Below are 12,812 nucleotides of genomic sequence, written 5' to 3'. Positions count from 1 at the left end.
TCATCATCAAAAAACATGGGAGAAAAGCTAAAACAATATTTAAATATGGGTTAGACTATATAGCTAACACATTGTTAAATGCTCTAAATCAAACAAATATAAACATAAACCATTTTTTGTCATGTACTTAGGGATTAACTATATCTTTGCTGTCAAAAATATACTAGTTTGCATCCAAATAATATTCACCATACTCCTTACGATTTTTTAGCGCTAGCAAATAGCCATTCTATTTTAGAATCTTTTCTACATACAAATACTTTTGGAAATCTAACGATTGATTTTTCTAATCCAAAGGCTGTTCTAGAGTTAAACAAGGCTATTTTGAAATATCATTATGGTTTAAATGATTGGAATATTCCTGAAGGATATCTTTGTCCTGCTATTCCTGGTAGAGCTGATTATATTCATCATTTGAATGATGTTCTTGTAAAAGAGGGTATAAATAAAAAAATAAAAGGCTTGGATATTGGTATGGGTGCCAATTGTATTTATCCTATTTTGGGTGTACAGATATATGATTGGTTTATGGTAGGTTCTGATATTAATCTAAATGCGGTTACAGCGGCAAAAGCTACTATGAATTGTAATCAACAACTATCAAAAAATATTGATATACGACATCAATCTAATAACGCTCATATATTTGAGGGTGTTATTAATGATGATGAGTATTTTGATTTTACCATGTGTAACCCTCCTTTTCATACATCAAAAGAAGAAGCTACTAAGGGAACACTACGCAAGTTGAACAATTTAGGGGGATCACAAAACCTAAAACTTAACTTTGGTGGTCAAGCCAATGAATTATGGTGTAATGGCGGTGAAGCATTGTTTTTGAAACGTATGATCAAACAAAGTGTCGCTTTTGCAAATCAAGTTGGTTTTTTTACTAGTCTAGTTTCTAAAAAAGAACACTTACCTAAATTAGAAAAACAATTGACTAAACTAAAAGCGTATCACACCATTATACCGATGACACAAGGGAATAAAAAAAGTCGTTTTATCCTCTGGAAATTTTAAACCACACTCCTATTCTTCAGGAGGATGCCCGTGGATTTCTTCAAACAAGGTATCAAAATTATCACGTAAAGAGGCATTTAACTTTTTTCTGTAATCGTCTTTTAACCAGCTTAAAAAGTTATAAGTACTCTTACTTATACACTTGGCATATTCTTGTATTCTATGATCTATATCTTCTCCTAGCATTTTGGCAAGAGCTAATGCATCATATACATCTTCACTATTTTCTACACATATTTTGGCATGTTGTGAAATGGATCGCTCTAATACCACTTTAGATGATTCTCCTTTTTTTACTGATTCTATGTATGTTTCTTTGATATCAAAGTATACTTCTTCAGAATTTGCAAATTCTGCTCGTAATTCTTCTGGCATTTCATGCCTGAATTTCCCTTCTATCTCTTCATCACTAAGGAGTTTATCCATATAGTAATTAGGAGAGTTAAAGATCTTTTGCCAGTCTAAATCTGCTCCCCAAGGGCCAAAACGATACAGGTTGTTTCCTAAATCTATAACCGAGAATTTGGATTTATTTTTAAGAATACGTGAACCACGACCTATCATTTGGTAATACAATGTCAATGATTTTGTTGCTCTATTCAGTATAATTGTATCTACTGTAGGTTCATCAAACCCTGTAGTCAAAATACTTACAGAAGTAAGAATCGCATTTGGAGTTTCTTTAAACCATTTCAATATTTGAGCTCTTTGCTTTTTAGTCGCTGTATTATCTAAGTGAGCAATAGGATATCCTCCCGTTCTAAATGTATCGTAAACATGTAGAGAGGTATTAATTCCATTATTAAAAATCAATGTTTTTTTATTCAAAGAATGTCTTTTATAAGTATCTAATAACTTATCCAACATATCTTTGTTTGTGTACAAATCTTCAGAGGATTTTACGGTATAATCTCCATTAGATCCAATTTCTAAAGAGGTTAACCCCATATTATATGCAAAGGTTTCTGCGCGTGCCAAAAACTCATTATTGATCAAAGATTCAATCGTTTCCCCAACAATTAATTCATTATAATTGTTTTTCATTGGTAGCTTCATATTCGAGCTCAATGGCGTAGCAGTAACTCCTAGTATAAAAGACTTCTCAAAGAACTTAAATAGTTTTGTAAATGAATTATAATGTGCTTCATCTATTATCACTAAACCAACATCAGAAATATCTAACTTACCTTCTGTTAATCTATTATTCAAAGTCTCTACCATAGCCACAAAACAACTATACTTACTTTGGTCTTCCAAATTGGCTTTACTATCCACTACTTTATTTAGAACTCCAAAACCTGTAAGCATACTAGAGGTTTGTCTACAAAGTTCTATACGGTGTGTCATCACTAATACTTTTTTATTGTGATGTTTTAAGTATTGCCTAACTATTTCAGAGAATATTACAGTCTTACCTCCTCCTGTTGGTAATTGATATAACAAATGATAATCTTCGGGCGCATCTTCAAAACTTTTAAAAATTCTATCTATTGCTCCCTTCTGGTAGCTATATAATTCTTTTCCTGTTTTTTTATCTTCTGGTTCCGTAGTTATCTCTGACATAGCCTTCTTTTTTTTTTGGGGTGTAAAATTAATGCCTTTCGTGGTTTTTTAAAGAATTTTATGATGAAAAATATTAAAGTTTCTAATATAAAATATCATAAATGCCATTTTTAGTATTTTTTTTGGTCATTAAAAGAATGATAACTCATTGTTTTACATACTAAAATAAAGAAATATGGTGGCTTTTTGTTCTTATTTATAATTTATATAAAATATTTCTACAACTAATTAATTGTATTAATTATACTGCCACAAGTAAGCATTTTATCTCCAAAATATGGGTTTCTAATTTCTTTTTCTGAACTTATCCATACTGCACCCTTATTTCTATTAGCCATTGGGCATTGCTGTATATATATTGTCATATCTACTGTATCAAAATTTGATATCAGTTTGATTATTTCTTCATTTAAAGAAATAAACTGTGTGCGCTGATTGTCTATATTGCCTTTTTTTGAAATGCTATTTAGTATTTCTATACTTTTTGAAAGGTATTTTTTTTCTGCATTATCTATGTCTGTAATTTTTATTACTTCTAGTATGTTCGCCATCTTAGTTGCATATATAATAACCTGAGTAGCGTCTGATTTTATAAAAGCTTCTTTCATATACAGATATTCTGTAATTGCTGGGAAGAAGTCTTTTTGAAATGATTTTGATAATTTCAAACTAGCTTCTGTTTCTTTATTAGTCTCACTTATATGGTCAATTTTTTGATTCATCATTGATTTTTTTCCCTGCAATTGTGCGGCAGCATCTACTGTAAAGGTTCCATTGGTTACAATCTCATCTCCATCATTTAGACCATCAAGGATTATGTATTGATCATCTATATTACTACCTAACGTAACTTCTTTCATTTCAAAAACTGGTGTTTCTTTACTTACTTTAAGGTAGACAACAGAACGTTTTCCTGTCCATAATATAGCACTAGAAGGGATCATAAGTTGTTTTGTACTTGTTATTATTGCTCTTTTTACTGCTCCTGTCACAAACATTCCTGGTTTTAAAATATTATCATGATTGCTAAGTGTTGCTCGTATACTTACAGTTCTTGTTTTATTGTTTAATACAGGGTTTATAAAGGAGATAGTGGCTTTAAAGTTTTTATCTGGGTATGCTTTGGTTTTTACTACTACTGTTTGCCCTGTTTTGAATTGTGAAATTTGATTTTCATAAACATCAAACTCTGCCCACACTGTATTTAGATTGCTTACTTTTAAAATAGGCTGTCCTTGCTTTACATAATCTCCTTCTGCACTCATTAATTCTGATACAGTACCTGAAACGGTTGCATAAATTGTGAAATTTTCCTGAGCTATACCAGACGTTTCTATGGTATTGATCTGTTTATCTGATAATTTCCATAGTTTTAGTTTATTACGTACTGCTTTGTACAACGATGGTTGCGATTTTTTTAGGGATGAAGCAGTTATTAGTTCTTGTTGTGCTGCTATAAGATCTGGTGCGTAAATAGTGGCCAGTTTTTGACCTTTTGTTATTTTTTGTCCTTTATAATTGATTACTAATCGTTCTATTCTACCATCAAAATAACTTGCCTGCACCCCATTTTCTTCTTCATTCTCTATTATTTTCCCTGATAGCGTAGTTGTATTTTTATCGGTTGTGTGATTTCCTATAATAGTGGTCTGAATATCGGCTAATGCTATGGCATTGGCTGTCATCGTAAATTGATTCTCTACAAATTCTCCTTCTCCTGTTTCTGCAAGTATTAAATCCATCCCGCAGATAGGACAATCACCAGGTTCTGTTTTCTTAACCTGAGGATGCATAGAGCATGTCCACATTTCTTTTGCCTGATGTTCTTTGTCTTGCTTGTCTATTTTATGATGGTTTTCTTTCGTATTACCAAAAACAAAATAACCTACTATAAAGCCTACAACTACTGCTACTATGATATAAATGATATTCTTATTCATGGTATCATTATTTTTTAATTTTTCTAATGGTTGGTGATGAAATAAACCATAACACAAAACCGCTCAGTACTGTTACTAATCCTAATAAAGAAAAGGCTCTAAGAAGTATCGTATTAAAGTCGTCTCTTCCCTCATAATCCATTGTATGTGTCATCCATAGAAAGTCAAACCATCTCCATGATCTATGTCTTACTCGTTGAAAACTTCCGTCTTTTACAGAGATATATGCACGCACATTTTGTGGATGATCATAAGAAATCACATAAGCTGGTAATGGTCTGCCTCTATATTCATGATGATTACCTACTTCTTTTATTTTTTCTATATCTTTTACTTTAAGATGAGAAGACATGTTTTTCTTTCCTATTTTTAAAGCTTCTGCATCTGTAATTTCTGGTTTATATATTCCTGTCACTGCATCAAAAAGGTTTTTATCATTTATCCAATAATAGGGATTCCCTCCTATTTCTTTGAGTTCTAATGATTGAATAGGATCTTCTGTTTTTATTTGAGTTGGACTTAGTAAATTATCAAAAGATTGTAGTAAAATATTCTTGTTTCTAAATTCATCTCCATGAATCTCATCAATATCTGTCCAGCTAAAATAGAGACCACTAATAGTCCATAATAAGAACTGAATTCCTAAAAAGATACCTAAGTATCTATGTGTTTTTCTAATTTTTGCCGCAGTTTGTCTTTGTACCATTTTTTTAAAACAATTGAATTCCCATAATTATTGCCATAACTATCATTATAGTGTTTTCTATAAAAGTAGCTTCTGTCATTGGTAGCTTGAGTGCTGTGCCTAAACAGGCACATTGTATTGTTTTTTTACTCATCAATGTTTTTACTACCCCTATGGTTGTTGCTCCAAGAATAACCAATGTTACTACTAATGCTATAGGTATTTGAATCCTCATCAAAAACATGATTCCTAGAGCTGTTTCTATAAAAGGATATACCCAACCATATATAGGTATTTGCTTTGCGATTGGATCATACATAGCAAAAGAAGCTGGAAACCCTTTTAAATCCAACATTTTAAAAAAACTAAATACAATATAAAATAACCCCATAAAATCTAACATTGCCTCACTAATACTCCATTGTTTATAATGTAATAAGATACTGGTTATGGTAATGTATCCAAATATGATAAATAGAGGTTGTAACTGTTGTAATTTGGTTTTCGCTTTTATTTCAGGGATTGTTTTCTGTGCAAAACTTTCTAAAATTGTAAATTTTTCTGGTAATCCTTTTTGTAGTTGTGAAATAGTGATACCTGATGCCATATCGATTGTAGCTTCTGCTTTTTCAAGATCAACAGATACTTTATGAACTCCTTCTACCTTGGATAACTTTTCTTCGACACTTGTACGGCACCCATTACAGGTCATTCCAGATATTTTATATGTATATTCCATTTAGTTTATATGTATTATCATTCAATAATTAGATACAATAAGGCTACCATCATTTCTTTTCTATCTAGTAAACTATCGCAGACTTATTGTATCTTTTAGTTTTCAAAAATTGTGTTGTAAAATTATTGAATTCTTATCTTTTCTGTTTGATAACCGTGGTTTGTTTTTACTGTATAGTTTCAGTGATACTTCCACATTTTAGCATACGATCACCAAAATAAGGGTTTCTTATTTCTTTTTCTTTTGATAACCAATATGCTCCAGTATTATCAAATGCCATTGGGCAGTATTGTTTATATACCTCTCCTGATGATACATTTCCTTTCAAGATTGTTTCTACCTGAGCTGTGAGATCTACAAATGCTATTCTTTGCTTTTCTACATCTACATTATCACTAATTGTTTTAGCTACTTTTTTAAGAACAGTATTTTCTGTTGCTTCTGCTAGCATATCTGCTCCTTGTTTAGCTTTATTTACATCTGTGTTAACTAATGCTGTTTTGATATGTATATAATGTTGAAAAATAGCATCGGCTGTTGCATTGTTAAACTTCACATTTTTCACAACCTCTGTTTCCTCATTTTTATTAGGCATTTCACTATCATTTTTTATTTCTGAATGCTGCTCTTTTTCATTATCTGTAGGGGTATTTCCTTGTTTACATGATATGGTTGTTAATACTATTGTTGCCATTAGTATTAGATTAATTTTTGAAATTCTCATTGTTCTACTTTTTTGAATGTTTATTTACTTCTATTGGTTTGTTAAATAATTAATGATTGCTGTTTGCATATAGTATTGCTGTATACTTTCTATTTGATTAAGCTGAAACTTAAGTTGTAGTTCTTGAATATCAAGTATATCATTAAAATCTATGGTTCCAGTTTCATAACTTTTTACTAGAATTTTCTCAGCATTTTTGGCTTGTTCCAAGTTCTTTTGTTGTGTGTTATTTTGGATTCTTGCTTTATTTCTATTTGATAATGCATTGACTAATATTGTGGTAAGCTGATTTATTTTCTCTTCTTTTTCTGCTGTTATTCTTTCTTGATGGAGCTCATTTTGCCGTGTTCTAGAGTTATATTGCTTATTAAATATCGGGATAGAGAGAGAGACCATTGGCATTATAATATCTTTACCATTATCTGATATGATCATATCAGATCGTTCTGAAACAGGAATGTAACTCAACCCAAAACCGATTTGAGGAGCACTTTCTTTTTTATTGAGTTGTTCTGATTGTAGTACGCTTTGATATAACACATCATAAGTGACTATTTCTGGATTTAATGCTATTTCCTCACTTTGAGCTTCTGTGTCTTGTAGTGGGATTTTTAGTCCATGAGGTACTACGATACTATCCTTTTTTTTGTTGATTAGTGTAATAAAACTTGCTTGTTCTGCTGTTACTTGCTCTTTAAGTACATCTCTATATTGTTGCAATTCATTTTGTCGAATTTGTAATTTTAATACATCTACTACAGAGGCCTTACCCACCTCTACCGATGTTAATGCTAGTTTTTCATAGGTTTGTAATAAATTTATATTTTCGGTAACTATTTTTTGTTTTGACTGGATAGCATATAATTTATAATAGGATTGAGCTATTGCGAGTGCTATTTTTCTTTTAATAACAACAACTTCTAAATATTCTTTTTCTGTTATTGTATTTGCATAGTGCTCTCTTGCAGTGAGTGTTCCAAACCATGGTAACATTTGTTGTACAGAAATTTTTGCTCGTTGCGCTCCTGTTCTCGTTTCGGGTTCGCTTACAAAATATCCAACACTTATTTGTGTGTTGGGTAATGTATGTGTTTCATTCTCTTTTTCTTTTGCAATAGCATGACGAATTTCAAAGGATTGAATTTGAGAATTATTTATCATGGCTTCTTGTATATATGCTTCTAGTTGCTGTGCTTCTGCGGTATAAAAAAAGAGCAGACTACCTATAATAATACTTAGATATCTCATACTGTTTTTCTTTTAAGTTTAATTTCTTTTGTCCATGCATATAAAATGGGGACAACAAATAATGTGATTAAAGCAATACTCATTCCACCAAAAGAAGGAATTGCCATAGGTATCATTATATCACTTCCTCTTCCTGTTGATGTAAGAATAGGTAATAATGCAAGAATCGTAGTTGCCGTTGTCATAAGACATGGACGAATTCTCTTTTCTCCTGCTTCTATTACTGATGCTCTAATCTGGGATAGTGATTGTGGTTTATTCTTATCAAAGGTTTGAGTAAGGTAGGTTGCCATTACAACTCCGTCATCTGTTGCAATACCAAAGAGTGCTATAAAACCAACCCATACTGCCACACTTAGATTGATAGTTTGTATCTGAAATACTTCTCTCAGATTTATATCGAATATATTTATATCCAGAAACCACTCTTGGCCATATAACCAAATCATTATAAATCCTCCTGCAAATGCTACAGCAATACCTGTAAATACAATCATTGACGTTATAACAGAACGAAACTGAAAATATAGTATCAAAAAAATGACCGCTAAAGCAAGAGGAACCACCATAGATAAGGTTTTTTCTGCTCGTAATTGATTTTCATAGGTTCCTGTAAACTCGTAACTTATTCCTTTTGGAATATGAAGTTCTCCTTTATTTATTTTCGTTTCAATCTGTTTTTGAGCATTTTCTACTACATTGATTTCTGCAAATTCATCGAGTTTATCAAATAATACATATCCTACCAAAAAAGTATCTTCACTTTTGATTACCTGCGGGCCTTGTTGATAACGTATATTGACCAATTCACTCAAGGGAACGGTATTTCCTTTTTCTACAGGCACATATATTTTTTCTAAATCTGTTGGATTTGCTCTAAGTTCACGAGGATAGCGTACACGTACTTGATAGCGTTCTCTGCCTTCTACAGTTTGAGTAAGAGGCATCCCCCCCACTGCTACTTCAAGTACTTCTTGTACTTGCGCTACTGATACACCATAACGGATTAGTTGCTGTCTATCTATATCTATGAGTAGATAAGGTTTTCCTACAATACGGTCTGCAAAGACAGCTTCTTTTTTTACTCCTGTTACTTCTTTTATTATTTCTTCTAATCTAATTCCAAATTTCTCAATCTGTTTAAGATCTTGCCCTTTGATTTTGATTCCCATAGGAGCACGCATTCCTGTTTGTAACATGATTAATCGAGTCTCTATTGGTTGTAATTTGGGAGCAGAAGTAACTCCTGGTAATTTGGTGACTTGCACTATTTTTTTCCATATATCATCTCTAGAATGTATTTCTGGACGCCAATTACGAAAAAACTCCCCTTCATCATCTGGAATAAGTTGTTTCTTTTTAATGTGTAATGAATTCAAAACAACCTTTCCTTCTTTCTTTGCGTATAGAATATCGGTAGCGTCAATAGTGTTATTTTCATTATAAATAAGTGCATTATCTTTTCCTATAAAAAAGCCTTCATCATTGGTTTTGTATCGTTGTCTTTTTCCTTTATTACTAAGCATGTATTCAGGCTTATATTGAATGATATTTTCATACATAGATAAGGGTGCTGGGTCTAGAGCAGATTCTGTTTTTCCTGCTTTACCTACAACTGTTTTTATTTCAGGAATACTTGCTACAGCCATATCCAATTGTTTCAAAATCCTTTTATTTTCTTCGATACCAGCATGGGGTAAAGTTGTTGGCATTAATAGGAAAGATCCTTCGTCTAAGGGTGGCATAAACTCTTTTCCTGTGTTTTTCATAATCACAAAACCAAGAAGTACAATTATAGCTGGTAGTGACAAAAAAGCTATCTTGTGTTCTAATGCCCATTGCAAGATCACTACATAATACTTTTGAAAAAGAGTAAAAACCCCTAATAAGCTTGCACAGATTATTACTACAAAAACTAGGTTCCAAAACATATTTTCTCCTACTCCTAATGGCTGCCAATATGTTGCTAATAAACATACTATTGTAATAACAAAGGCTCCAATATAAATCTGATTAGATCGTTTTGAAGAGAGTTTCTTTTGTAAACCGAGAATTGAAGTTATTGCAAAAACAATTATAAGTATACCTAGCCATATTTTATTAAAAACAGCTATTACTCCTAGCAATATCAATAAACCATTAATTACATATTGTACAATTGTTTTTATTTTTCTTTTTTGAAATAAGAATGCTGCAAAAGGTGGAATAAGAAATAAAGCAACAATAATTGATGCTGAGAGCGCCATTGTTTTGGTAAATGCTAGAGGCCTGAATAGTTTGCCCTCTGCACCAATCATAGTAAACACTGGTATAAAACTAATAATAGTCGTCAAAACTGCTGTAACAATTGCTCCTGAAACTTCTGCTGTTGCATTATAAACTACTGTATTAATTGATACATTCTCCTTATTGTCATCAATATGCCTAATTATATTTTCTGATAAAATAACCCCTACATCTACCATGGTACCTATTGCAATAGCAATACCTGATAAGGCTACAATATTGGCTTCTACATTAAAAACCTTCATGGCTATAAATACCATTAGAACCGCTACTGGTAAAAGCCCTGAAATAAGAATGGATGCTCTGAGGTTAAATACCATTATAATAATTACTAGAATGGTTATCAAAATTTCTAGAGTTAAGGCTTCGCTTAATGTTCCTAGAGTTTCTTGAATAAGTTCTGTACGATCATAAAAAGAAACAATTGTCAATTGTGATGTACGTCCATCTTTTAATTTTTTTGACGGAAGCCCTGTACTTAGTTCTTTTATTTTATCTTTTACATTATTAATGACTTCCATTGGATTTGCACCGTATCTTGCTACAACCACACCCCCTACTACTTCTGCTCCTTCTTTATCTAATATTCCTCTTCTGGTTCCTGGACCTATATGCACATGGGCAATATCTTTAATACGTATAGAAGTATATTCTTCTGATATGACTACAGCATTTTCTATATCAGCTATAGATTGTATATACCCAAGACCACGAACCAGATATTCTGCCTGATTGATTTCTAGAGTTTGTGCACCAATATCTTTATTAGATTGTTTTATTGCTTGTACAACATCTCGAAGACTTACATTATATTGTCGCATCAATTCAGGGTTTACATCTATCTGATATTCTTTAACATGCCCTCCTACTGAAGCTACTTCTGCTACACCACTTGCCGATGATAATGCGTATTTTATATAATAATCCTGAACACTTCTTATTTCTTGTAAATCCCATCCTCCTGTTACTTCTCCGTTTTCATCTCTTCCTTCTATAGTATACCAAAAAATTTGACCCAATCCAGTAGCGTCTGGACCTAGGGATGGCTTCACTCCTTTTGGCAATAAATTACTTGGTAACGAATTAAGTTTTTCTAGAATACGGCTTCGACTCCAATAGAATTCTATATCTTCTTCAAAAATGATATAGATGCTAGAAAAACCAAACATTGAGGAACTACGAATCGTTTTTACTCCTGGAACTCCCAGAAGTGATGTTGTTAATGGATAGGTAACCTGATCTTCTATGTCTTGTGGGGATCGGCCTTGCCATTTTGTATATACAATTTGCTGATTTTCGCCTATATCAGGTATGGCGTCAACAGCTACAGGATCTGTGGGTAACAATCCAGTTTGCCATGCAAAAGGCGCATTTATAATACCCCACCCTACAAATAGTATAAGCATAAGCAACGCTACAAGCTTATTTTCTATAATAAATCTGATGCTTTTATTTAGCATATCATTTGATTATTAAATAATTAAAGAAAATTGTTGTTTATAGGATACAACAACCTAACCCAATTTATAAATTATATTAGGCAATACTTAAATATCTAATTCATCAAATAAGAAAAGTCTCGTTGAGGATATGAATATTCTTGACCAGAAAAGGCGGTGAGTGCTCCTTAAAAGGAACTACATTCGTTTCTAACCCTTTAAAAAGATTTATAAAAGAATCATAAAAAGATGTAATAAAAACTTGTTGTTCAAAAGTTAGGGTATCAAATGAGTTTTGTAACTCATCTTGCCCATCAATAGTCAATTGTTTATCACTACAACAACTTTTTTTAGGTAATATAGAACACGTTGCTTTATCAGAAACCTGTTGTTTCATACCACATGTTTTTGCTTCTTTATATAGCGCAATATCCACTAAGGTAGTTCCACAATAATGCATATCAAAAGTAAATGACATTGTAGAAAATAATACTACCAATGTCATACAAACTGCTGATATTTTTTGAATGATTTCTTTCATTTACGCAACAAATTTACGAAAAAATGATATACCTCACCTTGTTTAACAGAAGTTTAATGATTCATACTTGTTCTAACCTTATTATCAATTCTGACAATTATAGATAAAGGCTGGTGGAATATTTTTTATACAAAGTGTTGTTTTGGCTTCTAAAAAATTAGCTTTTAAAAGTTCTTGATCTTTTTTTGTGTATTGATACTGAATAAAACTCCCTCCTTCTTTAAGTATAAACTTGATATCATCTATCAGCTGTTTCTTAAAAGCATATTCAATATTAGCCAAAGGCAAACAAGATATCACAAAATCTACTTTGTTCTCTGCAAAAATAGTACTTAAATTAGATACGCATGTATTGTGTATTGTTAAGCGGTTATCTTTTATAGATTTTAATTTTGGAATAAATGAGAGGTTAATCTCAAAAGAGTGCAAACATGAATTTATTCCTATTTTATCTAAAATAGGCTTTGTTATCACTCCATCACCAGCACCTAGCTCAACAACTGTCAATTTCTTATCTGCACCCAAAGGTTTGACAAGTTGATTTGCTAATTTTTTAGAGCTTCTAAACAAACTTCCTGTTTGTTTTAAATTTTTTAGCGCTGTAATTGTAAAAAGTTTTGACAT

The 12,812-nt window shown here is 31.8% G+C and carries 10 protein-coding genes; 1 reads left to right on the top strand and 9 read right to left on the bottom strand.

Translation table 11 applies throughout. From position 1 onward, the window contains the following. Positions 1-168: 168 nt before the first annotated feature. On the top strand, positions 169-1,023 hold the full coding sequence (rlmF, locus tag CVD18_RS13535) for a 23S rRNA (adenine(1618)-N(6))-methyltransferase RlmF (protein WP_103865976.1): 855 nt from the start codon (positions 169-171) through the stop codon (positions 1,021-1,023). Positions 1,024-1,032: 9 nt separating this feature from the next. Here rlmF and CVD18_RS13530 read toward each other — a convergent pair whose 3' ends face one another. The 9 genes from CVD18_RS13530 to CVD18_RS13490 all read right to left on the bottom strand — a co-directional run bounded on the left by CVD18_RS13530 (position 1,033) and on the right by CVD18_RS13490 (position 12,812). Continuing rightward, the gene (locus CVD18_RS13530; protein ID WP_103865975.1) at positions 1,033-2,586 is read right to left on the bottom strand and encodes a DEAD/DEAH box helicase; all 1,554 of its coding nucleotides are present in this window, start codon (positions 2,584-2,586) and stop codon (positions 1,033-1,035) included. A 224-nt stretch (positions 2,587-2,810) separates the two neighbouring features. Next, entirely contained in the window at positions 2,811-4,526 is a 1,716-nt protein-coding gene (locus CVD18_RS13525) for an efflux RND transporter periplasmic adaptor subunit (protein WP_103865977.1), read from the bottom strand. Positions 4,527-4,533: 7 nt separating this feature from the next. After that, entirely contained in the window at positions 4,534-5,232 is a 699-nt protein-coding gene (locus CVD18_RS13520) for a PepSY domain-containing protein (protein ID WP_103865974.1), read from the bottom strand. A gap of 4 nt (positions 5,233-5,236) precedes the next feature. After that, positions 5,237-5,950, bottom strand: coding sequence for a heavy metal-associated domain-containing protein (locus tag CVD18_RS13515; RefSeq protein WP_103865973.1), 714 nt, complete (start codon positions 5,948-5,950; stop codon positions 5,237-5,239). Between the two features lie 166 nt (positions 5,951-6,116). Next, complete coding sequence (locus CVD18_RS13510; protein ID WP_103865972.1) at positions 6,117-6,674, bottom strand: DUF3347 domain-containing protein; 558 nt, start codon at positions 6,672-6,674, stop codon at positions 6,117-6,119. A gap of 30 nt (positions 6,675-6,704) precedes the next feature. Next, positions 6,705-7,922, bottom strand: a complete 1,218-nt coding sequence (locus CVD18_RS13505; protein ID WP_103865971.1) for a TolC family protein — start codon at positions 7,920-7,922, stop codon at positions 6,705-6,707. Beyond that, positions 7,919-11,668, bottom strand: a complete 3,750-nt coding sequence (locus tag CVD18_RS13500) for an efflux RND transporter permease subunit (RefSeq protein ID WP_103865970.1) — start codon at positions 11,666-11,668, stop codon at positions 7,919-7,921. The genes CVD18_RS13505 and CVD18_RS13500 overlap by 4 nt, the downstream gene beginning before the upstream one ends. 103 nt (positions 11,669-11,771) lie before the next feature. Continuing rightward, positions 11,772-12,188 (bottom strand): hypothetical protein, encoded by a 417-nt coding sequence (locus tag CVD18_RS13495; RefSeq protein WP_103865969.1) that lies wholly within the window; start codon positions 12,186-12,188, stop codon positions 11,772-11,774. A gap of 84 nt (positions 12,189-12,272) precedes the next feature. Then, positions 12,273-12,812, bottom strand: a complete 540-nt coding sequence (locus CVD18_RS13490) for a class I SAM-dependent methyltransferase (RefSeq protein ID WP_103865968.1) — start codon at positions 12,810-12,812, stop codon at positions 12,273-12,275.

It is taken from the genome of Aquimarina sp. I32.4 (genome assembly GCF_002924285.1).
In the GTDB taxonomy this organism is placed as follows: domain Bacteria; phylum Bacteroidota; class Bacteroidia; order Flavobacteriales; family Flavobacteriaceae; genus Aquimarina.
The sequence above is the reverse complement of the archived record's forward strand: the minus strand, read 5'-3'. Positions and strand labels throughout refer to the sequence as shown.

Coding starts and splice junctions, on each gene's coding strand:
- CVD18_RS13490 (WP_103865968.1), bottom strand. CDS start 12,812: ATGTCAAAACTTTTTACAATTACAGCGCTAAAAAATTTAAAACAAACA.
- CVD18_RS13505 (WP_103865971.1), bottom strand. CDS start 7,922: ATGAGATATCTAAGTATTATTATAGGTAGTCTGCTCTTTTTTTATACC.
- CVD18_RS13525 (WP_103865977.1), bottom strand. CDS start 4,526: ATGAATAAGAATATCATTTATATCATAGTAGCAGTAGTTGTAGGCTTT.
- CVD18_RS13530 (WP_103865975.1), bottom strand. CDS start 2,586: ATGTCAGAGATAACTACGGAACCAGAAGATAAAAAAACAGGAAAAGAA.
- CVD18_RS13500 (WP_103865970.1), bottom strand. CDS start 11,668: ATGCTAAATAAAAGCATCAGATTTATTATAGAAAATAAGCTTGTAGCG.
- CVD18_RS13495 (WP_103865969.1), bottom strand. CDS start 12,188: ATGAAAGAAATCATTCAAAAAATATCAGCAGTTTGTATGACATTGGTA.
- CVD18_RS13515 (WP_103865973.1), bottom strand. CDS start 5,950: ATGGAATATACATATAAAATATCTGGAATGACCTGTAATGGGTGCCGT.
- CVD18_RS13520 (WP_103865974.1), bottom strand. CDS start 5,232: ATGGTACAAAGACAAACTGCGGCAAAAATTAGAAAAACACATAGATAC.
- CVD18_RS13510 (WP_103865972.1), bottom strand. CDS start 6,674: ATGAGAATTTCAAAAATTAATCTAATACTAATGGCAACAATAGTATTA.